This is a genomic window from Streptomyces sp. NBC_00525, assembly GCF_036346595.1.
Lineage (GTDB): Bacteria > Actinomycetota > Actinomycetes > Streptomycetales > Streptomycetaceae > Streptomyces.
The window spans coordinates 2,548,594-2,570,946 of the sequence record NZ_CP107834.1 but is presented as its reverse complement, the minus strand read 5'-3'; the positions used below and the strand labels follow the sequence as shown (position 1 = coordinate 2,570,946).

Genomic DNA, 22,353 nt, shown 5'->3' with positions numbered 1-22,353 from the left:
GCCCCTTGGGCTGACATCAGGACCGGGGTTCAGAAAAACGCACGGCGCGCGCGGAAGGTTCCGCGCCGTGCGCGGTTCGGCGCACGACGAGGTCGCGACCCGGTCGCGCGTGGTGGTGAACGGGGGCGCGTGTTCACGCCGCGCGCCTGTTCCGGGCGCTGACGCGCCGGGCGGGCCGGTCGCTCACCGCGGCGACGCGCTCACCCTCTGAGCCCACAAAACAGGACCAATCATCCTGTACCGACCTACCGTGGCAGCGTGACCGAGCCACCTGAAGCCGCAGGCGCAGCCGCGCAGCCCGCCGCCGGAGTCCGCAACGGGGCCGTGGACGGGGGCGGCGGTCCGCCGGACACCGGACGCACCGGCCTCTCCGGGGGCTCCCGCCGGGCCGGAGGGTTCGTGCCCCGGTCCGTCACCGCGCGGGCGACCGCCGCGGGCGTGATCGTCTCCCTGCTCCTCGTCGTGGCCATCGTGCTCGGCAGCCGGCTGCTGGAGCACTTCGACTCCGCGCTGCTGCCGTACGCCGTGGCCACCGTGTTCCTCGCCTTCGGCGTCGCGTACCGGTACACCGTCTGGGTCTCCGCACCGGGCGCCCAGCGGCTGTTCAAGAAGGGCTGGGGGAGCCTCTTCTCCGCCGACAACTTCCGCCGGGCGCCCACCGCGCTGCCGAAGATGATCGCCACCTACCTCGGCTTCCAGAAGTTCCTCGGCGCCCGCTCGCACGCCCGCTGGGCCGCCCACCAGCTGATCTTCTGGGGCTGCGTCCTCGCCGCGCTGATCACCTTCCCGCTGACCTGGGGCTGGTTCACCTTCACCTCGGGCACCGGCTCGGGGCCCGGCTACGAGATGCGCATCTGGGGCTTCAAGATCATCGGGTTCGACTCCCTGGACTTCCTGGGCTGGCTGATGTTCCACGGCCTGGACATCGCCGCCGTCCTCGTCATCCCCGGCGCCTCCTACTTCCTGTGGCGGCGGATGAAGGACCGGGGGGCCGTCACGGGCCAGCGGTTCGCCTACGACCTGGTGCCGCTGATCGCGCTCATCGTCATCTCGGTCACCGGGCTGCTCCTCACCTTCTCCTCGATCTTCCTGCACGGCGGCGGCTACGAGTTCCTGGCGATCCTCCACATGGTCTCGGTGGTCTTCACCCTCATCTACATCCCCTTCGGGAAGTTCTTCCACATCGTCCAGCGCCCCGCCGCCGTCGGCATGCAGCTGTTCAAGTACACCGGCCGGCAGGACGACGAGGTCTTCGCCTGCCGCCGCTGCGAGGAACCCATCGACACCACCCCGTACGTCGACAACCTCCGGGGCACCATGCGCGACCTCAGCCTCGACTTCGACGAGTGGGCCGAATACTGCCCGCGCTGCAAGCGGGTGCTGCGAGGCAGCGCCTATCTCTCCCAGGTGAAGAAGGGCTTCAAGTGACCGCGGACTCCCGCACGCCAGAACCGCACGCGGTCGTTCCCATCGACCCCTCCCTCGCACCGCCGGGCACCCGCGCCTTCCGCGACGCCGGCGGCATCCCCGCCGACCGCTGGCACGCCGACCAGAACGGCGAGACGCTCGTCCCCACCCACTGCTGCTTCTGCGGCGTCCAGTGCGGCATGTATCTGCGCGTCGACCGGGGCGGCAAGGTCTTCGGCGTCGAACCCCGCAACCACGACATCAACCGGATGCGGCTGTGCCCCAAGGGCGTCAACGCCTACCAGCAGGTCAACCACCCCGACCGGCTCACCGCCCCCCTCATGCGCCGCTCCCGCGACGAGCCCCTGCGCGAGGTCTCCTGGGACGAGGCGCTCGACTTCACCGTCGCCGAGATCAGGCGCATCCAGCAGGCCTACGGCAACGACGCCTTCGGGCTGCTCGGCGGAGCGAGCCTGTTCTCCGAGAAGACGTACCTGGTCGGCAAGTTCGCCCGGGTCGCCCTCAAGACCCGGCACGTCGACTACAACGGCCGGCTCTGCATGGTCAGCGCGGCCGGCGCCAACAAGCTCGCCTTCAACATCGACCGGGCCGGCAACCCCTTCTCCGACATCCTCCTCACCGACTGCCTGCTCATCGCCGGCTCCAACGTCGGCGAGTGCTTCCCCGTGATGACCCAGTACGTGTGGGGCGCGCGGGACCGGGGCGCCACCCTCATCGTCATCGACCCGCGCGAGACCGCCGTCGCCCGGACCGCCGACATCCACGTCGCCCTCAAACCCGGCACCGACTCGGCGTTCTTCAACTCCGTGCTGAACGTCGTCGTCGAGGAGGGCCTCACCGACGAGGCCTACCTCGCCGCCCACGCCACCGGCTGGGAGGAGGTCAGGGCCAAGGCCGCCGAATACCCGCCGTCCCGCGCCGCCGAGATCTGCGGCATCCCCGCCGAACAGATCGTCCAGGTGGCCCGCGCCTTCGGCCGCGCCCCCAAGGCCATGGCCTGGCACGCCCGCGGCATCGAGCACCACTCGCAGGGCGTCGAGAACTGCCTCACCGTGATCAACCTCTGCACCGCCACCGGCAACATCGGCAAGCCCGGCGCCGGCTACGGCACCATCACCGGCCAGGGCAACGGGCAGGGCGGCCGCGAGCACGGCCAGAAGTCCGACCTCCTTCCCGGCGGGCGCTCCATCAACAACGAGGAGCACCGCCGGCAGATCTGCGAGATCTGGGGCATCGAGGAGTCCGAACTCCCGCCCGCCGGGACCTCGATGATGGAAATGGTCTGGCAGATGCAGCGCCGCGAGATCCGCGGTCTGATCGGCATCTGCAACAACCCCTTCGTCTCCCTGCCGAACTACCGGGTCGTCAAGGAGGGCTACGACGCCACCGAGTTCCACGCCCAATTCGACTTCTTCCTCTCCGAGACCGCCGCCAACGCACACGTCGTCTTCCCCGTCACCAGCTGGGCCGAGGACGACGGCGTCATGGCCAACGCCGAAGCCCGCGTGGTCAAGCACAACAAGGCGCAGGAACCGCCGCCCGGCGTCCGCACCGACACCTGGGTCATGTGCGAACTCGCCCGCCGCCTCGGCGCCGGCGACAAATTCGCCTTCACCAGCTCGCGCGAGGTCTTCGACGAACTGCGGATCGCCTCCGCCGGCACCGTCAACGACTACTACGGCATCACCTACGAACGGCTGGAGGAGACCGGCGGCATCGCCTGGCCCTGCCCCTCCACCGACCACCCCGGCACCCCCCGCCTCTTCGAGGACGGCAAGACCTACCACCCGGACGGCAAGATCCACCTCCAGGTCGTGGAGTGGCACCCGCCGATGGACCCGTACGACGACGAGCACCCCATGACGCTCACCACCGGCCGCACCGTCGCCCACTTCCTCTCCGGCAACCAGACCCGCCGCCTGGGCGCCCTCGTCGAACAGACCCCCCGCCCCTGGGCCGAGGTCCACCCCTCGCACGGCTTCCGCAACGGCGAACCGGTCCGCGTCGTCACCCGGCGCGGCAGCGAGGTCTTCCCCGCCCTGGTCACCGAGGCGATCCGCCCCGACACCGTCTTCATCCCCTACCACTGGCCGGTCCCCACCGCCGCCAACGCGCTCACCATCGACGCCCTCGACCCCCGCTCCAAGATCCCCGAGTACAAGGTGTGCGCCTGCCGCATCGAGCACGCCGAGCGGATCGACGAGGTGCCCGCGCCCCCGGTGGCCCCCGGCCACGTCGCCTACCCGGAGACCCAGGTCTCCCGCACCGACCCGCTGCCGCCCACCTCCCCGCAGGGCCGCGGCACCTCGGAGAGGAGCTGATGCCCGCATGATGGGCCGCACGATCTTCATCGACCCGGGGCGCTGCATCGGCTGCCAGGCCTGCGTCTCCGCCTGCCGCGAGTGCGATTCGCACCGGGGCAAGTCCATGATCCACCTCGACTACACCGACGAGGGCCAGTCCGTCGCCTCCCTTCCCACGGTCTGCATGCACTGCGAGGACCCCGTCGCCCCCTGCGCCGAGGTGTGCCCCGCCGACGCGATCCTGGTGACCGCCGACGGCGTCGTGCAGCAGGCCGACACCACCCGCTGCATCGGCTGCGCCAACTGCGTCAACGCCTGCCCCTTCGGCGTCCCGAAGATCGACCTCCAGGCCAAGCTGCAGCTGAAGTGCAACCTCTGCTACGACCGCACCGCCTACGGCCTCGCCCCGATGTGCGCCACCGTCTGCCCGACCGGCGCCCTCTTCTACGGGACCGCCGAGGAACTCCAGGCCGAACGCCCCGGCGTCCAGGTCGCCGACTCCTTCGTGTTCGGCGAGAGCGAGGTCCGCACCGGCGTCGCGATGGTCGTGCCCGCCGACCGGGTCCAGTGGCCGGTCCCCGGCGGCCTGCCCGTCGTCGAGATCAACGGGAAGGACGTGCGACGGTGACCGAGACCGACTACCCGCCGCCCGGCGACCCGAAGCAGCCCGCACCCCGCGACCCGGCCGGCACACCGCCCGGACCGCCCGGCCGGCCGGCCTCCGGCGACCCCCGCGAGGCGCTGCACGACCGGATCGCCGCCGACTCCCTCACCACCCGCCGCGACTACCTCCGCATCGTCGCCACCGTCTCCGGCGGGCTCGCGGTCGGCGGCCTGGGCGTCGCCGCCGGCATCCTGCCCCGCCACGGCGACCCGGACGACGCCAAGGCCCCGGCCCCCAAGAAGATCGCCTCCCAACTCCTCCCCGGCGAGTCCATCGCCTTCGACTACCCGGACGAGGAGGACCGCGCGGTCGCCGTCCGGCTCAACGACGGCACGCTCGTCGGCTACTCCGCGATCTGCACCCACCTCGCCTGCGCCGTGCTCTGGCGCAAGGACCGGGGCACCGAGGGCGAGCTGTACTGCCCCTGCCACGAGGGCGTCTTCGATGCCCGCAGCGGTGCGGTGACGGCCGGTCCGCCGCCTCGCGGGCTGCCCAAGGTGGTGCTCACCGAGCAGGAGGACGGCAGCGTCTGGGCGGTCGGCACCACCCGCTCCGGCGAGAGCCTCGAACACGGGCTGTGCCGCCAGTTCGGCGAGGAGCGCCCGGATCTGGCGTCGCGGCTCGGCTGCCCCGGCGTCCGCGACGGCGCCGAGGGGCCCGCCGCCCCCGGAGCCGCCCGCACGGTGGCCCCCGGACCGGTCGCCCCCGGCCTGTCCCGCACCAGCCGTACCGGCGCCGGAGCGTCCGACACCGACACCACGGGAAGCCCGACATGAGCGACGAAGACCCCCGCCCCGGCACCCCGCAGCCCTCCGGCAGCCCGCAGCACCCCGCCACCCCGCAGCCCGCCGCGCGCTACCCCGAGTACCACCCCGGCAGTGCGCGGGCCGAGCTGAACCGGCCCGTCCACGAGCGCTATCCGCAGATCCGGCCCACCAGCGGCTACGGCGACCCCCGCGTCCGGCACACCGGGCCCGGACCGGGCGCCGGCACCGACCAGGAGCCCGAGCGGTCCTCCAAGCTCACCGCACGCCTCGTGCTGGCCATGAGCGTCGTCATCGGGCAGCTGTGGGGGCTGACGGTCATCGTGGACGAGTGGATGGAGGGCAACACCGGCACCGCGTGGTGGGGAGCCGGTTTCCTCTGCCTCTCGTTCCTCGTCGTCCTCGGGCTCTGGCTGCTCGACCCCAAGGACCGCTGACCGCCCGCCGGGGTCGGGCGGTCGTACCCTGGGGGCATGAGTAGCGCCCCCCGACCCGCCCCCGAACCGCATGACGCGCAGTCCGCCGAGCCCGCCCGGCCCCGGCCCCGTCCGGCGCTGGTCTTCGACGATCCGCTGGACCAGCGGGCCTCGGACGACACCGACCAGGCGTGGGGCGACCGGCCCCCGTCCAGCGGCAGCGCGGCCGATCTGGCGCGCTTCCTGGACGAGAAGCCGCCGCACCACATCTGACGCGGTCCCTGCCGGGAGCGTGCTAGCCGTGGTCCTGGACCGGGCTGCCGCTGCCGCCCCCGCGCTGGGCCACCAAGGCGTCCCGGATCTCCTTGAGGACCTCCAGCTCGCTCACCTCCAGCGTCTCCTGGACGCCTTCCTTCGCCGCCTGCATCGCGGCCCGCCGCGCGAGGTACTTCGCCATCGGCAGGACCATCAGGAAGTAGACGACGGCAGCGGTGATCAGGAACGTCAGCGTCGCGCTGAGCACCGAGCCCCACAGGATCTGGATGCCCTCCGTCACCTCGCCCGTGGCGGGGTCCGTCTTGCACGGGCCCTTCAGACAGGAGCTGTAACTGTCCAGGTCCTTGGTGCCGAACGCACCGACGAGCGGGTTGATGACCCCCTTCACGAACGCGTTCACGATGTTCGTGAACGCCGCGCCGATGACGACGGCGATCGCCAGATCGATCACGTTGCCACGCATCAGGAAGGCCTTGAAGCCCTCCAGCACACTGACCTTCTTCGTCTCGCTCACGGGTGCGCTTTCCTCCGTAAATGCCACAAGGGGTGTGAACTCCCCGGCAACTTACGGCAGTAAGGCAGCTGAACACCCCATTCAGGAGGGTTGCCCGGTGACGGCATAGTTCGTCAGTACGAATCAGCACAGGATCACCGCCAGTCCGCCGGAGATCCCCGCACCGGCCAATTCGGCGGCCGCAGCCCTCGGCACCGCCAGCACGACCAGCGCCCCGTCCCCCGGCGAACCCGCGCCGAACGCACCCGCGCCCGTCGCGCTCCCGTCCCCCGCGTCCCCCGCCCCCGGCACCCGCTCCACCCGCGCGCCCCTGGCCAGCACGCGGGCCTCCGCCGCGCCGGAGCCGTCCGACGCCACCACGTCCACCCGGTCGCCCGGCCGCAGCAGCCGTACGGTCTCCGCGTCCGCGATGCGTACCGGCGCCGACACCAGGCGTACCGGGGGCGAGGCCCGCTCCCGGGCCGCCGCCCGCGCCGTACCGCCACCCGGCTCCGCGCCGCCGCCGCCGGCGAACCCGGAGACGGCCAGCGCGGCCGCCGTCAGCGCCAGCCCCGCCGCCAGCGATCTGCGCCGGCGCCACACAGCCCGCCGCAGCCGCTGCCCGGCGCCTCCGCGCACCCGCAGCGGCGGGAACGTCGGCACCCCGTACGGTGCGGGAGCGGGCAGCGGCCCCGGCGAATCATCCGCGCGGGAGGCCGGGGGAGTGGACGGAGAAAGGCAGGAGGAACCGGACGAGCGCATCGCGAACACCGCCTGTGTACAGGAGCCGATGGGTCGGCCGGCCGCCGCGAACCCCGAGGTCACGGCCGCCGGACAGCCACCACGATGCACCGGTCGCCCGAATCCCGCTGGGCCCTGTGGACCGTCCACCGCATGTGGATAACCCCGTCACCCGCAGGGGCGAGCCGGGCAGCGCCCCCAGGGCGAACCGGCCCCGCCCCCAGGGCGAACCGGCCCCGCCCCCAGGGCGAACCGGCCCCGCCCCCAGGGCGAACCGGCCCCGCCCCCAGGGCGAACCGGCCCCGCCCCCAGGGCGAACCGGCCCCGCCCCCAGGGCGAACCGGCCCCGCCCCCTGGGCGAACCGGCCCCCGCCCACAGTCACGAGCGCCCTACGGCAGAGCGATCCCCGTGTCCATCCCGTCCAGCGCGTGCCCGCACGGGCAGCCCCGGTCCTCCGTCGCCGGCAGCCCCGCCACCGCGTCGAAGAGGACCGAGCGCAGCCGGTCCACATTGGCCGCGAACACCTTCAGCACCTCCTCGTGGGAGACGCCTTCGCCCGCCTCGGCACCCGCGTCCAGGTCGGTGACCAGGGTCATCGTGGTGTAGCAGAGGCCCAGTTCACGGGCGAGCACCGCCTCCGGGTGCCCGGTCATGCCGACCACGGACCAGCCCATCGCCGCGTGCCAGCGCGATTCGGCGCGGGTCGAGAAGCGCGGCCCCTCCACGACCACCAGCGTGCCGCCGTCCACGGCCTCCCAGTCGCGGCCCCGCGCGGCGGCCAGCGCGACCTTGCGGCCCTCGGGGCAGTACGGGTCGGCGAAGCCCAGGTGCACCACGTTCGGCAGGACTCCGTCGACCGGGGTCTCCCCGTCGTAATAGGTCTGCGTCCGGGCCTTGGTGCGGTCCACCAGCTGGTCCGGTACGAGCAGGGTGCCCGGACCGTACTCCGGGCGCAGGCCGCCCACCGCGCACGGCGCGAGCACCTGGCGTACGCCGACCGAGCGCAGCGCCCACAGGTTGGCGCGGTAGTTGATGCGGTGCGGGGGCACGTGGTGGCCCCGGCCGTGCCGGGGAAGGAAGGCGACCCGGCGGCCGCCGGTCTCGCCCAGGAACACGGAGTCGCTGGGGTCTCCGTAGGGGGTTTCCACGCGGACCTCGGTGACGTCCTCCAGGAAGGAGTAGAGCCCCGAGCCGCCGATCACGCCGATCTCTGCGTTCGCCATGACCGTCACACTAAGCGCCGCCCGCCGCGCCCCGGAAGGCGGGCACGGGGACGCGAAAACCCCGCCGAGGCGCTCGGCGGGGTCTGCGGGAAATCGTGGGGCGGCCGGGAGAGCCGGAGGCTCAGGCGGCCGACGAACCGCTCGTCGAGGAAGAGGACGAGGACGACGAGGACGACGACGCGGACGCCGGAGCGGCCGAGGACTTCGTGTCCGACGACGTCGAGGAACCGGAGGACGAGGACGATCCGGAACCGGAGGCCTTCGAGGCGGAGGAGGCAGGCGTGCTGCTCGACGAGGAGCCGCGGCTGTCGTTCCGGTAGAAGCCGGAACCCTTGAAGACGATGCCGACCGCCGAGAACACCTTCTTCAGGCGTCCTTCGCAGTTCGGGCACACCGTGAGGGCGTCATCGGTGAACTTCTGCACCGCTTCGAGGCCCTCGCCACACTCGGTGCACTGGTACTGGTAGGTCGGCACTTTGTTCCTCCTGGCACTCTGACTCGATGAGTGCTAACGACGCTCCATAGTGACGTATTCCGCGGAATCAGTCCACCGTGACCGCGCCGCGGTGACCGATACCACGCGCCACGGTCCGCCCCGAACCGGCCGGCAGAAGCCTGGAACGCAGCGTCACCAGGGTGACGAGCGCCAGCACCGTACCCACCAGCGGCACCAGGAAACCGGCGCTCGAACCGTGGGCGTCGGCGAGCCGTCCGGCCACCGTGACCGCCGCCGCCTGGCCCAGCGCGACCGCGCCCGTCAGCCAGGTGAACGCCTCGGTGCGCGCCGAGCCCGGCACCAGCGCCTCGACCAGCGTGTAGCCGCTGATCAGGGCCGGGGCGATGCAGAGGCCGACCAGCAGGCCCAGCGCGGCGAGCAGCGGCGCCGAGTGCATCGCCCACAGGCCGGACGCGGTCAGCGCCAGGGCGGCGTAACCGGTGATCAGCCGGCGGCGGGGGCCGGACTTCCAGGCGATGGCCCCGCAGGCGATACCGGCCAGCATGTTGCCGGCGGCGAAGATCCCGTACAGCACGCCGTTCGCGCCAGGGTTGCCGATCTCCTCGGAGAACGCGGTCAGCGAGACCTGCATGCCGCCGAAGACCGAGCCGATGCCGAGGAAGGCCACCGCCAGCACCCGTACGCCGGGTACGGACAGCGCGGAGGTGTGTGGTTCGGCGCCGGGCAGGGCGCGGTCGCGGACGGGCGGCTGGGTGGCGCGGCGCGCGGCGAAGAGCAGCCCGCCCAGCAGGGTGAGCGCGGCCTCCGCGATCAGCCCGGCCGCCGGGTGCACGCCGGTGCACAGCGCGGTGGCGAGCACGGGCCCGATGACGAAGGTGAACTCGTCCGTCACCGACTCGAACGCGGCGGCCGTGGCCAGCAGCGGCGATGCCTCGCGGCCGGGCGCCGCGCCCAGCAGGGCCGCCCAGCGGGCCCGCACCATGGGGCCGACCTGCGGGACGGAGGCGCCGGTGGGGACGGCCGCGGCGAACAGCGCCCACAGGGGCGCGTCCGCCAGGGCGAGCACCACCAGGAGCGAAACGGCGGCGGCGTGCACGAGGACGCCGGGCAGCAGGACGGCCCGCTGGCCGAACCGGTCGGCGAGCTTGCCGGTCTGCGGGGCGAACAGGGCCATGGAGACCCCGGTGACGGCCGCGACGGCGCCCGCGCTGCCGTACGAGCCGGTGGTGTGCTGCACCAGCAGCACGATGCCGATCGTGAGCATCGCGAAGGGTTGCCGTGCGGCGAAGCCGGGAAGGAGGAAGGTCCACGCACCGGGGGTGCGCAGCAACTGCCCGTATCCGGGGCGGTCGGAGACCGTGGACGCCACGGTCCTTGCCTTTCTGCCGCCTGGTGGCCGTGCTCCCCGTGGTCTCCGGCGCATGCGTGCGGGCCGGGTGGGGGCTGCCGAGAGCTGTCCTCTTCGCGCGGAACTGCGGTAGATGCCGGGCGCTCGCTGCCGGTGCGCGCTGCGCGGCCGGTACGGAGGACGCCACGACCGCCATACGGTCGCGCCAGCTCTGCGTCAGGCAGAGTTGGTCGATCAATCGGTGGTTCTGGGTTTCCTTCATGCTACAGGGAGGAAGGGCGGCGCTCCTGTGATTGTGGGCGCACCGCCCTCCGTCGCCTGCGAACAGGGTGCGGGCTCAGTGATGGGCCTTCGCGTCGCGTTGCTGCGGCTCCTGTTTCGCGGTTCCGTTCTTGGCGGCCTCCTGTTTCGCCGCCACGCGCCTGGCACTCTCGCGCTTCTTCGTCTCGTCCGCCTTGCCGAGCTTCTTCACCGTCTTGAGCGCCCCGCCGAGCTGTGGCCCGGCGGGCTCCTGGCCCGCCGGATGCCCGCCGGGCGTCCCGAGCCAGCCGGCCAGCTTGCCGCCCTCGGCGACCGCGCGCAGCCGGGCCTCGGCGGCGTCGCGCACCGGGTCGGTGGTCACGACGAGCAGTTCGTCGCCGCGCCGCAGCACCGTGGAGGGCGAGGGCACGAAGCTCTCGTTGTCGCGCACCACGAGGGTGACGGCGGCGCCCGCCGGCATGCGCAGTTCCCCGATCTCGACGCCGTGCATCTTCGACTCGGCGGGGATGGCGACGGACAGCAGATGTCCGCGCAGCCGTTCCAGGGGTGCCGATTCGATGCCCAGGTCGGACGCCTCGGACGGGCTGTCGCCGAGGTGCAGCGCCTTGGCGAGCCAGGGCAGCGTCGGGCCCTGGATGAGGGTGTAGACGACGACCAGGACGAACACGATGTTGAAGACCCGCGTCGAACCCTCGATCCCGGACACCATGGGAATGGTCGCCAGGATGATGGGTACGGCGCCGCGCAGCCCGGCCCATGACATGAGGGCCTTCTCCTGCCAGGGCAGCCGGAACGGCAGCAGCGAGATGAAGACCTCCAGCGGCCGGGCCACCACGGTCAGCACCAGGCCCACGACGACGGCCGGCCAGAAGTCGTCCAGCAGGTCGTGCGGGGTGACCAGCAGGCCGAGCAGGACGAACATGCCGATCTGGGCGAGCCAGCCGAGCCCGTCCGCGAAGCCGCGGGTGGCCGGCCAGTGCGGCAGTTTGGCGTTGCCGAGGATCATCGCCGCGAGGTAGACGGCGAGGAATCCGCTGCCGTGCAGCATGGCGCCCGCCGCGTACGCGGACACCGCGATGGCCATGACGGCGATCGGGTACAGACCGGATGCGGGCAGGGCGACATGGCGCAGCCCGTACGAGCCGAGCCAGCCCACGGCGATGCCGATGACCGCGCCGATGGCCAGCTCCAGGGCTATCTCGCCGACCAGTACGTACCAGCTGTCCACCTCGCCGACCGTCGAGAAGGCGACGACGAGGATGACCACGGGGGCGTCGTTGAAGCCGGATTCGGCCTCCAGGACGCCGGTGATGCGGGAGGGCAGCGGGACTTTGCGCAGCACGGAGAAGACGGCGGCGGCGTCCGTCGAGGAGACGACCGCGCCGATGATGAGCGCCTGGCGCCACTCCAGACCGACCAGGTAGTGGGCTCCGGCCGCGGTCACGCCCACGCTCACGCCGACGCCGACGAGCGACAGCATCACGGCTGCGGGCAGCGCCGGTCTGATCTCTTTCCACTTCGTGCCGAGGCCGCCCTCGGCGAGGATCACGACGAGGGCCGCGTACCCGATGACCTGCGTGAGTTCCGCGTTGTCGAACTTGACGTCGAAGAAGCCGTCCTGGCCCAGGGCGATGCCGATGCCCAGGTACAGGAGCAGGCTGGGGAGCCCGCTGCGGGACGAGACGCGTACCGCCACTACGGCGACGAGCAGAACGAGCGAGCAGACGAGCAGGAGTTCGTTGAGCGTGTGGACAGTCAGTGGCCGGTCCTTTCCTGCGTACGCCTGCCGGATCGTCTTCCGGCGGCCAGTACTTCGTTACCTTACCTAATCTTTAACGTTTTCTTGATGCGTTCGAGTATTCGTACGATCGCTACGCAATTCGAGCCATCCTGATACCGCGTCCGAGTGGCGTGCGCGCTGCGCCTATGGTTGCTCCTGCACTCCCAGGACCGCCCTGCCCTCGAAGGACAGCGATGCCCGCCACAACAACCGCCACTTCCGGAGCCACCGGTACCGCCGGTAGCGGGCCGCGCAAGAAGAAGAAGGGGCGACGCGCCCGCCTCCTCGTGATCGTCCTGGTGCTGGCGCTCATCGCGGGCATCGGTTACGGAGCGTACTGGTCCGTTTCCACCGTGCGTGCCTCGTACCCGCAGACCAGCGGGACCATCCGCATCGACGGGCTCGACGGCAACGTCGAGGTCAAGCGCGACGGCTACGGCATCCCGCAGATCTACGCGGACTCCGACACCGACCTGTTCCGCGCCCAGGGCTTCGTCCAGGCGCAGGACCGCTTCTGGGAGATGGACGTCCGCCGCCACCTGACGGCCGGCCGGCTCTCCGAGATGTTCGGTTCCGGCCAGGTCGAGACGGACTCCTTCCTGCGCACGCTCGGCTGGCGCAAGGTCGCGCAGGAGGAGTACGACACCGTCCTGTCCAAGGAGACCAAGAAGAACCTCCAGGCGTACGCGGACGGCGTCAACGCCTACCTCAAGGGGCGCGACGGCAAGGGCATCTCCGTCGAGTACGCCGCGCTCGGCCTCACCAACGACTACAAGCCCTCGGAGTGGACCCCGGTCGACTCGGTCGCGTGGCTGAAGGCGATGGCCTGGGACCTGCGCGGCAACATGCAGGACGAGATCGACCGCTCGCTGATGACCAGCCGGCTCGACGCCGACCAGATCAAGCAGCTCTACCCCGATTACCCGTACGACAAGCACGAGCCGATCGTCACCGAGGGCGCGGTCTCCTCGCTCACCGGCAAGTTCGACCCGAAGGCGACCGACACCGGCACCGTCGACCCGAACACCGTGGCGGGCGCGACCCAGGGCCTCAGCACCCAGCTCGGCGCACTCTCCGACACCCTCGACGAGATCCCCGCGCTGCTCGGCCCGAACGGCAACGGCATCGGCTCGAACTCCTGGGTGGTCGCCGGCAAGTACACGACCACGGGCAAGCCGCTGCTGGCCAACGACCCGCACCTGGCGCCGATGCTGCCGTCCCTCTGGTACCAGATGGGCCTTCACTGCCGGCAGGTCTCCGAAACCTGCAAGTACGACACCGCCGGCTACACCTTCTCCGGCATGCCCGGTGTGATCATCGGCCACAACCAGGACATCGCCTGGGGCTTCACCAACCTCGGCGCCGACGTCACCGACCTGTTCCTGGAGAAGGTCACCACCGACGGCTACCTGTACGACGGCAGGACGAAGCCCTTCACCGTCCGCGAGGAGACCATCAAGGTCGCCGGCGGCAAGGACCGGCACATCACCGTCCGCGAGACCAACAACGGCCCGCTGGTCTCCGACCGCAGCGGCGAGCTGGAGAAGGTCGGCCAGAAGGCGCCCGTCACCAACTCCGCCCCGGACCGCGCGGACGGTTACGCCGTCGCCCTGAAGTGGACCGCGCTGGAGCCCGGCCACTCCATGGACGCCGTCTTCGAGCTGAACCGCGCCAAGGACTTCACGAGCTTCCGCCAGGCCGCCCGGCACTTCGAGGTTCCCTCCCAGAACCTGATCTACGCCGACACCAAGGGCAACATCGGCTACCAGGCCCCCGGCAAGATCCCGGTCCGCGAGAAGGGCGACGGCACCACGCCCAGCCCCGGCTGGTCGTCGGAGTACGGCTGGAAGAAGGACCCGATCCCGTTCGACGAGCTGCCCTACGAGTACAACCCGGAGCGCGGCTACATCGTCACCGCCAACCAGGCCGTGATCGACGAGGACGAGTACCCGTACCTGCTGACGAAGGACTGGGGCTACGGCAGCCGCAGCCAGCGGATCAACGACCTCATCCAGTCGAAGCTCAAGGGCGGCGGCAAGATCTCGACCGAAGACATGCAGAAGATGCAGATGGACAACACCAGCGAGATCGCCGCGCTTCTGGTGCCCGAACTGCTCAAGATCAACATCGCCGACAAGGACGTCCGCGAGGCGCAGAAGCTGCTGGAGGGCTGGGACTACACCCAGGAGGCCGACTCGGCCGCCGCCGCCTACTTCAACGGCGTCTGGCGCAACATCCTCAAGCTGGCCTTCGGCGACAAGCTGCCCAAGGAGCTGCGCGTCGAGGGCGAGTGCCTGAACGTTCGTCCCCCCAAGAGCTCCGGCCCGGTGGACGAGCAGGAACGCCTGGTGCGCGAGTGCGGCCGGCGCTCCCCGGACTCCGCCCAGCCGGACGGCGGCGACCGCTGGTACCAGGTCGTCGCGAACCTCATGGACAAGCCGGACAGCGAGTGGTGGAAGTCGCCCAGGAGCCGTAAGGACAAGGCGACCGAGACCCGCGACGAGCTGTTCGCCCGTGCCATGGAGGACGCCCGCTGGGAGCTGACCGCCAAGCTCGGCAAGGACATCACCACCTGGAACTGGGGCCGGCTGCACCGGCTGACCCTCAAGAACCAGACGCTGGGCACCGAGGGCCCCGGAATCATCCAGCGGCTCCTCAACCGCGGCCCCTGGGAGCTCGGCGGCGGCGAGGCCGCGGTCAACGCCACCGGCTGGAACGCGGCCGGCGGCTACGAGGTCGTCTGGGTGCCGTCGATGCGGATGGTCGTCAACGTGGGGGACTGGGACAAGTCCCGCTGGATCAACCTCACCGGCGCCTCCGGGCACGCGTTCAGCGCGCACTACACCGACCAGACCGACAAGTGGGTCAACGGTGAACTGCTGCCCTGGGCCTACGGCACGAACGCCGTGGCCGGGACGACGACGGACACGCTGACCCTCAAGCCGTAGCGGGTCCGCCGTCAGGCCGTAGCAGGCGCCCCCGAGGGCCCCCGGTGCTTCAGTTCACGCCGAAGCGCCGGGGGCCCTCGGGTGTCACCACCGCGTGAACGGGGAAGTCGTGCGGCTCCGCCGGGACCCGCGCGGCCACCTCGTTCGCGTACAGCAGCACGATCAGCGCGGGGGCGGCCCCGGCGGCCGTCAGGCGCGCCAGCACCCGGTCGTAGCTGCCGCCGCCGCGCCCGAGTCGCATGCCGCGCGCGTCCACCGCGAGGCCGGGCAGCAGCACCGCGTCCGCATCGAGCACCGCGTCGGGGCCCAGTCGCTCACCGGTGGGTTCGAGCAGCCCGCGCCCCGCCTTCGCGAGCCCCTCCGCCCCCTCGTACGCCGCCCAGTCCAGGTCGTTGTCGGCCAGCAGCACCGGCAGCAGCACCCGGACACCCCGCGCGCGCAGCGCGTCCAGCAGCGCGCGGGTGCCCGGTTCGCGGCCCACCGAAACGTACGCGGCGACGGTACGGGCCCCGGCCAGCTCCGGGAGTTCCAGCGCGTGGCGGGCGAGCACTCCGGCGTACCGCTCGACGTCCTGGTCCGTCAGGAGACGGCGGGCGGCGAGCAGTTCGCGCCGCAGGAGCGCCTTTGCGGACATGTCGGTGTTCAACGGGGTACCTGCCGGGCTCTCGTATAGGAATAAATGAGGACAAAGTTAACCGGAAGCTCATCTTCCGCCCATGCCGCACCGCTAGGGTTCAGCGCATGACCCAGTCGAACCCCAGGATCAGCAAGGCCGTCATCCCGGCGGCGGGCCTCGGAACCCGCTTCCTTCCGGCCACCAAGGCCACCCCCAAGGAGATGCTGCCTGTCGTCGACAAGCCTGCCATCCAGTACGTGGTCGAGGAAGCGGTGGCCGCCGGGCTGCACGACGTCCTCATGGTCACCGGACGCAACAAGCGCCCCCTGGAGGACCACTTCGACCGGAACTACGAGCTGGAGTCGGCGCTGACCCGCAAGGGCGACGCCGACCGGCTGCGCAAGGTCCGCGAGTCCACCGACCTCGCCACCATGCACTACGTCCGCCAGGGCGACCCCAAGGGCCTCGGGCACGCCGTCCTGTGCGCCGAACCGCACGTCGGGGACGAGCCCTTCGCGGTGCTCCTCGGCGACGACCTGATCGACCCGCGCGACCCCCTGCTGACCCGGATGACCGAGATCCAGGAGCGCGAGGGCGGCAGTGTCATCGCGCTGATGGAGGTCCCGCCCGCGATGATCCGCCAGTACGGCTGCGCCGCCGTGGAGCCCACGCCCGACGCGGACGTCGTGCGGATCACCGGCCTGGTCGAGAAGCCCGAGCCCGCCGACGCGCCCAGCAACCTCGCCGTGATCGGCCGCTACGTCCTGGACCCGGCGGTCTTCGGCATACTGCGCCGGACCGAACCGGGCCGGGGCAACGAGATCCAGCTCACCGACGCGCTGCAACTGCTCGCCGAGGACGAGAAGGCCGGCGGCCCCGTGCACGGCGTCGTCTTCAAGGGCCGCCGCTACGACACCGGGGACCGCAGCGACTATCTGCGTGCCATTGTCAGACTCGCGTGCGAACGTGAAGATCTGGGGCCGGAGTTCCGCAGCTGGCTCCGCCGGTACGTCACCGAGGAGATGTAACACGTTGAGCAGCACGATCTGGTCGGTGGACGAGCACCTGGAAGACATCCTCGCCGCGGTGAAGCCGCTCGAACCCATCGAGCTGCAACTGCCCGAGGCCCAGGGCTGCGTCCTCGTCGAGGACGTCGTGGTGGAGATCGCCCTGCCGCCCTTCGACAACAGCTCGATGGACGGTTACGCGGTCCGCGTCGCCGATGTCGAGGGCGCCACGGAGGAGTTCCCCGCCGTCCTCACGGTCGTCGGTGACGTCGCCGCCGGGGACGACGGACTCGGCGCCGGCCGGCGCCTGGGCCCCGGCGAGGCCGCCCGCATCATGACCGGCGCCCCGCTCCCGGAGGGCGCCGAGGCCGTCGTGCCCGTCGAGTGGACCGACGGCGGTACGGGCGAGGGCCCGGCCGCCGCGATGCGCGCCCACAGCCAGGCCCCCGAGGGCGCCGGCGGCGAGGTCCGGGTGCACCGCCCGGTCGAGCCCCGCGCCCATGTCCGGGACCGGGGCAGCGACGTCCGCCCCGGTGACCTCGCGCTCACGGCGGGCACGGTGATCGGGCCGCCGCAGATCGGGCTGCTCGCCGCGATCGGCCGCTCCACCGTCACCGTACGGCCCCGACCGCGCGTCGTCGTCCTGTCCACCGGCAGCGAACTCGTGCAGCCCGGCGGCGAGCTGACGCCCGGCCGGATCTACGACTCCAACAGCTTCGCGCTCACCGCCGCCGCCCGCGACGCCGGAGCCATCGCCTACCGCGTCGGCGCCGTCGCCGACGACGCCGAGACCCTGCGCGCCACCATCGAGGACCAGCTCATCCGCGCCGACCTCGTCGTCACCACGGGCGGCGTCAGCGTCGGCGCGTACGACGTCGTCAAGGAGGCCCTGTCCGCCGTCGGCGACGAGGACGGGACGGGCGGCGGCGGGGTCGACTTCCGCAAGCTCGCCATGCAGCCGGGCAAACCGCAGGGCTTCGGCTCCATCGGCCCCGACCACACCCCGCTGCTCGCCCTTCCCGGCAACCCGGTCTCCAGCTACGTCTCCTTCGAGCTGTTCGTCCGCCCCGCGATCCGTACGCTGATGGGCCTGTCCGAGACCGGCCGCCCCACGGCGAAGGCCGTGCTGGCCACCGACAAGGCCCTGTCCTCACCGGCCGGGAAGCGCCAGTTCCTGCGTGGCACGTACGACGCCGAGGCCGGCACCGTGACTCCGGTCGGCGGTTCCGGATCGCATCTGATCGCCGCGCTCGCCCAGGCGGACGCGCTGATCGTGCTGCCCGAGGACGTCACATCGGCCGAGCCCGGCGCCGACACCGAGGTGATCCTGCTCCGCTGACCGGGGCTCCGTGGCGGTACGGTATTTGGCGCTGTGCCGTCCGGGGGACACCCCCCGGCCCCCGGACCCGCGCCCCGGTGCGGCGCCGGGGAATCCGGCGCCCTACCGCTAGGCGGAGTGAGTTGAGTACGCAGAACAGGCTGACGCACATCGACGAGGCGGGCGCCGCCCGTATGGTGGACGTCTCCGGGAAGGACGTCACCGCGCGCGTCGCCCGCGCCGCCGGCCGGGTCCTCGTGTCGCCGCGTGTGATCGAACTGCTCCGGGGCGAAGGGGTCCCCAAGGGCGACGCCCTCGCCACCGCGCGGATCGCGGGCATCATGGGCGCCAAGCGCACCCCGGACCTCATCCCCCTCTGCCACCCGCTGGCCGTCTCCGGCGTCGGCGTCGAGCTGACCGTGGCCGACGACGCCGTTGAGATCAGCGCCACGGTGAAGACCACCGACCGCACCGGCGTCGAGATGGAGGCCCTGACCGCCGTGTCCGTGGCCGCGCTCACCGTCGTGGACATGGTCAAGGCGGTCGACAAGGCGGCGGTCATCACGGACATCCGGGTGGAGTCGAAGTCGGGCGGCAAGTCCGGCGACTGGGTACGCGCCCGGGAGACCGGGGCCGACGCGTGAGCGCCGCCGCGCCGCCGTCCCCGTACCGCGCCCTCGTCGTGACCGCGTCCAACCGCGCGTCCGCCGGGGTCTACGCCGACCGGGGCGGGCCGCTGATCGCCGAGGCGCTGACCCGGCTCGGCTTCACCGTCGACGGCCCGCAGGTCGTGCCGGACGGCGACCCCGTCGAGCGGGCCCTGCACGCCGCCGCTGCCGCCGCGTACGACGTGGTCGTCACCACCGGCGGTACGGGCATCTCGCCCACCGACCGGACCCCCGAGGCCACCCGCCGCGTCCTGGACCACGAGATCCCCGGCATCCCCGAGGCGATCCGCGCCGAGGGCCGCGACAAGGTCCCCACCGCCGCCCTCTCGCGCGGCCTGGCCGGCGTCGCCGGGCGCACCCTGATCGTCAACCTCCCCGGCTCCACCGGCGGGGTGCGCGACGGGCTCGCCGTCCTGGAACGGCTCCTCGTACACGCCGTCGACCAGCTGCGCGGCGGCGACCACCCCCGACCGGGGAGCCCGAGCTGAACGTCCCGACCTGGCCGGTGAACCTGGCGGACGGCGATGTCGCCCTCCGGCCCATCAGACTGCGCGACCAGCGCGAGTGGCGCGAGGTCAACCGGCGCAACCGCGACTGGCTGCGCCCCTGGGAGGCGACGGTGCCGCCACCCGCGCCCGGCGGGCCGGTCGCCCAGCGGCCCACGTACCGCCAGATGATCCGCCATCTGCGCTCCGAGGCCAACGCCGGCCGGATGCTGCCGTTCGCCATCGAGTACCGGGGGCGGCTCGTCGGCCAGCTGACCGTCGCCGGGGTCACCTGGGGCTCGATGTGCTCCGGGCACGTCGGCTACTGGGTGGACCGGGACGTGGCCGGGCGCGGGGTGATGCCGACCGCCGTCGCGCTCGCCGTCGACCACTGTTTCCAGGTGGTCGGGCTGCACCGCATCGAGGTGTGCATTCGCCCCGAGAACGGGCCGAGCCGGCGGGTCGTGGAGAAACTCGGATTCCGTGAGGAGGGGCTGCGTCCGCGATATCTCCACATCGACGGCGCCTGGCGGGACCACCTCATCTACGCGCTCACGGCGGAGGAGGTGCCGGACGGGCTGCTGCGCAGATGGCACCGGTCGCGGCCGGCTCCGCGCCGGGCGGAGCAGGCGCGTCCGGAGCGTCCGGAGAACCCGCCGCCCGCATAATAGAAAATGCGTTCGATTTAATTCAGCCGGTTACCTGTCTGGTGATCGGAACAATCACAAAAAAAGTCCGCGATATCGGCCGGATCGTGCGACACACCGCGCCAATTGGCGGATGCCTCCGAGCAAACCCCTCTACGGTGTGAGATGTGAGCAGCAGCGGCCTCATCTACGCAGTCATCGTCGGGGCCTGGGCCGCCTACTTGGTGCCGATGTGGCTCCGCAGGCAGGACGAGCTGAACGAAGAGCGTCCGACCGAGCGCTTCAGCACCGCCATCCGGCTGCTCTCCGGCCGGGCGGCGATGGAGCGCCGGTACGCCAAGGGGCTGGGGGATCGCACCGGGGACGAGGCGGCGTCCGACGCCGACCCGGACGTGAGCACGGACCGATTGGATTCCGTGGACGTCCGGGCCTTCGCCGCGCCTCCGGCGCACACCGAGGTCCGGATGCACGACCCGGCCGGTGCGCCCGAGCGCGGCCCGCGCAAGCGGGAGGGCGTCCAAGGCGCCCCGAGTGCTTCGGGCGCACCGGGCACCTCGCGCGCCCCCGGCTCCGCCCGGCGCGCGCGCCCCGGCGGCATCGACGCGGAACGCGCCCGACGCGCCCAGCGCCTCCAGGTGCTCGCCCGGCGCCGGCGCACCACCGTCGTCCTCTTCCTCGCCTTCACGCTCGGCGCGATCGTCGCGGCGGTCGGGGGCCTGCGCTTCCTGTGGGCGCCCGCGGTCCCGGCCGTGCTGCTCAGCGCGTACATCGCGCATCTGCGGGCGCACGAGCGGCGGCGGTTCGCGTTCACGATGGACCAGCGGCGCGCCGAGGTGGCCGCCCAGCGGCTCCGCGAGAACCGCCCGCGCCGCCATCAGCCCGCCGCGACCGCCCCGGCCGAGGCCGACGAGGACTCCGAGCCGCGCCACCCGGCCCCCGAGCCCGCCCCCACGGTCTCCCCGCAGGAGGCCGGCCGCCGCGCTCTGGTCGAGCAGACGGACCACGCGGAGTGGGTGGACCAGCAGCGCGACCGCGGCCCGGCCCAGGGCGACAGCTGGGAGCCCGTCCCCGTCCCCCTGCCCACGTACGTCACCGCCCCGGTCGCCCCGCGCGCCACGGGCGGGGTCGAGGTCGGCAACCCGGAGACGTGGAGCGCGGCCCGCTCCAGCACCGCCGAACCGGCCCAGCAGGACACCGCGACGCCCGCCGACGACCCGGCGCCGCGCCGCCGCTCCCCGCAGTCCCGCCGCTCCCGCGACCGGGGCCGCACGCCGCTCTTCGACCAGTACGAGGACGGCGACCGCCCCCGCGCGGCCAACGAGTGACCCCGCGCCGGACAGCCGCGGCACCCGCCACGGCTGACCAGCGCGGAACGGATTTCCGAGCACCCCGTGGAGGGTGCTAGAGTTTCACACGTCGCAAGGGCCTGTGGCGCAGTCTGGTAGCGCACCTCGTTCGCATCGAGGGGGTCTGGGGTTCAAATCCCCACAGGTCCACGCACGTCAAAGCCCCTACCGGGTTCATCCGGTAGGGGCTTTGAGCTGTCGTACAGCAGTGGAGTACAGCAACTACGCGGGCTCTTGCTGACCCAAGTGCTTGCCCAGCTTCCGCAGCGCCTTTCGCGTCGCCTCGGACGGAACGTGGGTGTACACCTCCATCGTGACTGCGATCTTGCTGTGCCGAAGGATCTGCATGGCGATCCTCGGGTGCACGTCCAGGGCAGCAAGGAGCGAACCGCAGGTGTGCCGGGTGTCATGCAGACGAATTCTGCGGACGCCGGCTTCGCGGAGCGATCGGTGAACGACCGGTTGAAGTTCCTCGGCTCAATCGGAGTGCCGTACCGCGTGGTGAAGACGAAATCCGAGTCCGACCACAGTTCTCCAGCCGCCTGCATGGCTGCCTCCTGCCCCTTCCTGTGGAGCTGAAGCGCCGTCACGCAGATCTGCGGCAGCGGCAGCGTGGCCGACGATGCCTCGGTCTTCGTCTCGCCGTGCACATGCATGGCATACGTCTCGGCGGTCTTCGGCTTCAGATCCGGCTGTACGACCTCCTTCAACCACCGTGCAAGGTAGGCGCCGAGTGTCGGGGGCGAGGTAGCAACCGGGCCCTTCTTCGCTTCGCCGTGGAGCCTGATCCACTTGTCGTGGACCTCCTCACGGGTCTTGCCGTAGGTGTACTTCCGGGCCCGCTTCCCGTCCGGCTTGGTGACCCAGACGTACGCTGCGCAGCCGTTCTTGTACGGGTGGATGGACCCTTCCCCGTTGCCGCGCTTGCCGCCCACCCCTCGGCATCGGCGGTGACACGGCGGACGTAGTCGTCGACCCAGACCGGGAGGATGCGGCGGGCGCGGCCAATCTTCACCGAGCGGATCTCTCCGGTGGTGACAAGCATCTTGGTCTTGGAGCGGCCGAAGCCCAGCATCTCGGCCACCTCGGCGGTGGCGTACCACTGGAAGTCGGTTGCCGGTGCTGGTCTGCCTTGAGGCGAGTCATGACGAACTCTGGTCGTG

Annotated in this window: 22 protein-coding genes, 1 tRNA gene and 1 pseudogene; 15 read left to right on the top strand and 9 right to left on the bottom strand. The window is 71.7% G+C overall.

All coding sequences use genetic code 11. The features are described 5' to 3' along the window. Positions 1-258: 258 nt before the first annotated feature. From OG710_RS11425 to OG710_RS11400, 6 genes are read left to right on the top strand one after another with little or no spacing between them, the layout of a single operon-like run. Positions 259-1,428 (top strand): MFS transporter, encoded by a 1,170-nt coding sequence (locus tag OG710_RS11425; protein ID WP_330239233.1) that lies wholly within the window; start codon positions 259-261, stop codon positions 1,426-1,428. Continuing rightward, complete coding sequence (locus OG710_RS11420) at positions 1,425-3,749, top strand: molybdopterin oxidoreductase family protein (RefSeq protein ID WP_330239232.1); 2,325 nt, start codon at positions 1,425-1,427, stop codon at positions 3,747-3,749. Before OG710_RS11425 ends, OG710_RS11420 begins: the two co-directional genes overlap by 4 nt. A 7-nt stretch (positions 3,750-3,756) precedes the next feature. After that, positions 3,757-4,359: a 4Fe-4S dicluster domain-containing protein gene (locus tag OG710_RS11415; protein WP_111330404.1), complete on the top strand. Its 603-nt coding sequence runs from the start codon at positions 3,757-3,759 to the stop codon at positions 4,357-4,359. Then, positions 4,356-5,171, top strand: a complete 816-nt coding sequence (locus OG710_RS11410; RefSeq protein WP_330239231.1) for a QcrA and Rieske domain-containing protein — start codon at positions 4,356-4,358, stop codon at positions 5,169-5,171. The genes OG710_RS11415 and OG710_RS11410 overlap by 4 nt, the downstream gene beginning before the upstream one ends. Then, positions 5,168-5,596, top strand: a complete 429-nt coding sequence (locus OG710_RS11405) for a hypothetical protein (protein WP_330239230.1) — start codon at positions 5,168-5,170, stop codon at positions 5,594-5,596. The genes OG710_RS11410 and OG710_RS11405 overlap by 4 nt, the downstream gene beginning before the upstream one ends. Before the next feature lie 36 nt (positions 5,597-5,632). Continuing rightward, entirely contained in the window at positions 5,633-5,848 is a 216-nt protein-coding gene (locus OG710_RS11400; RefSeq protein ID WP_111330410.1) for a hypothetical protein, read from the top strand. 22 nt (positions 5,849-5,870) lie between these two features. On the opposite strand, the gene OG710_RS11395 is transcribed toward OG710_RS11400, so the two are convergent. The 6 genes from OG710_RS11395 to OG710_RS11370 form a co-directional block, all read right to left on the bottom strand. Beyond that, positions 5,871-6,365 carry a large conductance mechanosensitive channel protein MscL gene (locus tag OG710_RS11395; protein ID WP_330239229.1) on the bottom strand — a complete coding sequence of 165 codons (495 nt, stop codon included), beginning with the start codon at positions 6,363-6,365 and terminating at the stop codon, positions 5,871-5,873. Between the two features lie 123 nt (positions 6,366-6,488). Further along, complete coding sequence (locus OG710_RS11390) at positions 6,489-6,983, bottom strand: hypothetical protein (RefSeq protein WP_330242219.1); 495 nt, start codon at positions 6,981-6,983, stop codon at positions 6,489-6,491. 492 nt (positions 6,984-7,475) lie between these two features. Next, a complete protein-coding gene (locus OG710_RS11385) occupies positions 7,476-8,309 on the bottom strand; it encodes an S-methyl-5'-thioadenosine phosphorylase (protein ID WP_111335426.1) in 834 nt (277 codons plus the stop codon). A gap of 121 nt (positions 8,310-8,430) precedes the next feature. Then, positions 8,431-8,784, bottom strand: coding sequence for an FmdB family zinc ribbon protein (locus OG710_RS11380; protein ID WP_330239228.1), 354 nt, complete (start codon positions 8,782-8,784; stop codon positions 8,431-8,433). 67 nt (positions 8,785-8,851) lie between these two features. Continuing rightward, positions 8,852-10,135 carry an MFS transporter gene (locus OG710_RS11375; RefSeq protein WP_330239227.1) on the bottom strand — a complete coding sequence of 428 codons (1,284 nt, stop codon included), beginning with the start codon at positions 10,133-10,135 and terminating at the stop codon, positions 8,852-8,854. Positions 10,136-10,451: 316 nt separating this feature from the next. Further along, the gene (locus OG710_RS11370; RefSeq protein WP_330242218.1) at positions 10,452-12,107 is read right to left on the bottom strand and encodes a potassium/proton antiporter; all 1,656 of its coding nucleotides are present in this window, start codon (positions 12,105-12,107) and stop codon (positions 10,452-10,454) included. A 242-nt stretch (positions 12,108-12,349) separates the two neighbouring features. On the opposite strand from OG710_RS11370, the gene OG710_RS11365 reads away from it, so the two are divergent. After that, positions 12,350-15,103, top strand: a complete 2,754-nt coding sequence (locus OG710_RS11365) for a penicillin acylase family protein (RefSeq protein WP_330239226.1) — start codon at positions 12,350-12,352, stop codon at positions 15,101-15,103. A gap of 49 nt (positions 15,104-15,152) precedes the next feature. Here OG710_RS11365 and OG710_RS11360 read toward each other — a convergent pair whose 3' ends face one another. Then, entirely contained in the window at positions 15,153-15,737 is a 585-nt protein-coding gene (locus OG710_RS11360) for a 5-formyltetrahydrofolate cyclo-ligase (RefSeq protein ID WP_330239225.1), read from the bottom strand. Between the two features lie 107 nt (positions 15,738-15,844). Here OG710_RS11360 and galU point away from each other — a divergent pair, with 107 nt between their 5' ends. The 7 genes from galU (at position 15,845) to OG710_RS11325 (ending at position 21,340) form a co-directional block, all read left to right on the top strand. Then, positions 15,845-16,747 (top strand): UTP--glucose-1-phosphate uridylyltransferase GalU, encoded by a 903-nt coding sequence (gene galU, locus OG710_RS11355; RefSeq protein WP_330239224.1) that lies wholly within the window; start codon positions 15,845-15,847, stop codon positions 16,745-16,747. Between the two features lie 4 nt (positions 16,748-16,751). Further along, positions 16,752-18,065, top strand: coding sequence for a molybdotransferase-like divisome protein Glp (gene glp / locus OG710_RS11350; RefSeq protein ID WP_330239223.1), 1,314 nt, complete (start codon positions 16,752-16,754; stop codon positions 18,063-18,065). 122 nt (positions 18,066-18,187) lie between these two features. Next, positions 18,188-18,688 carry a cyclic pyranopterin monophosphate synthase MoaC gene (gene moaC / locus OG710_RS11345; protein ID WP_111330428.1) on the top strand — a complete coding sequence of 167 codons (501 nt, stop codon included), beginning with the start codon at positions 18,188-18,190 and terminating at the stop codon, positions 18,686-18,688. Continuing rightward, positions 18,685-19,200, top strand: coding sequence for a MogA/MoaB family molybdenum cofactor biosynthesis protein (locus OG710_RS11340; protein WP_330239222.1), 516 nt, complete (start codon positions 18,685-18,687; stop codon positions 19,198-19,200). Before moaC ends, OG710_RS11340 begins: the two co-directional genes overlap by 4 nt. Positions 19,201-19,217: 17 nt before the next feature. Next, positions 19,218-19,865 (top strand): GNAT family N-acetyltransferase, encoded by a 648-nt coding sequence (locus OG710_RS11335; RefSeq protein WP_330239221.1) that lies wholly within the window; start codon positions 19,218-19,220, stop codon positions 19,863-19,865. Positions 19,866-20,011: 146 nt separating this feature from the next. Next, positions 20,012-21,169 (top strand): divisome protein SepX/GlpR, encoded by a 1,158-nt coding sequence (gene sepX / locus OG710_RS11330; protein ID WP_330239220.1) that lies wholly within the window; start codon positions 20,012-20,014, stop codon positions 21,167-21,169. Between the two features lie 97 nt (positions 21,170-21,266). After that, a tRNA-Ala gene (locus OG710_RS11325) sits at positions 21,267-21,340 on the top strand. Positions 21,341-21,412: 72 nt separating this feature from the next. Here OG710_RS11325 and OG710_RS31280 read toward each other — a convergent pair. Beyond that, on the bottom strand, positions 21,413-21,604 hold the full coding sequence (locus OG710_RS31280; protein ID WP_443064326.1) for a hypothetical protein: 192 nt from the start codon (positions 21,602-21,604) through the stop codon (positions 21,413-21,415). On the opposite strand from OG710_RS31280, the gene OG710_RS31275 reads away from it, so the two are divergent. Then, a complete protein-coding gene (locus OG710_RS31275) occupies positions 21,521-21,769 on the top strand; it encodes a hypothetical protein (protein ID WP_443064238.1) in 249 nt (82 codons plus the stop codon). The genes OG710_RS31280 and OG710_RS31275 overlap by 84 nt on opposite strands. A gap of 346 nt (positions 21,770-22,115) precedes the next feature. Here the strand turns inward: OG710_RS31275 and OG710_RS11315 are convergent. Next, positions 22,116-22,265: pseudogene (locus OG710_RS11315) on the bottom strand (DNA-binding protein); the annotation flags it as partial. Between the last annotated feature and the right edge of the window lie 88 nt (positions 22,266-22,353).

What these genes read in the sequence shown, in the direction of transcription:
- OG710_RS11400 (WP_111330410.1), top strand. Translation starts at nt 5,633, where the DNA reads ATGAGTAGCGCCCCCCGACCCGCCCCCGAACCGCATGACGCGCAGTCC.
- OG710_RS11365 (WP_330239226.1), top strand. Translation starts at nt 12,350, where the DNA reads ATGCCCGCCACAACAACCGCCACTTCCGGAGCCACCGGTACCGCCGGT.
- OG710_RS11360 (WP_330239225.1), bottom strand. Translation starts at nt 15,737, where the DNA reads ATGTCCGCAAAGGCGCTCCTGCGGCGCGAACTGCTCGCCGCCCGCCGT.
- OG710_RS11405 (WP_330239230.1), top strand. Translation starts at nt 5,168, where the DNA reads ATGAGCGACGAAGACCCCCGCCCCGGCACCCCGCAGCCCTCCGGCAGC.
- OG710_RS11385 (WP_111335426.1), bottom strand. Translation starts at nt 8,309, where the DNA reads ATGGCGAACGCAGAGATCGGCGTGATCGGCGGCTCGGGGCTCTACTCC.
- galU (WP_330239224.1), top strand. Translation starts at nt 15,845, where the DNA reads ATGACCCAGTCGAACCCCAGGATCAGCAAGGCCGTCATCCCGGCGGCG.
- OG710_RS11415 (WP_111330404.1), top strand. Translation starts at nt 3,757, where the DNA reads ATGATGGGCCGCACGATCTTCATCGACCCGGGGCGCTGCATCGGCTGC.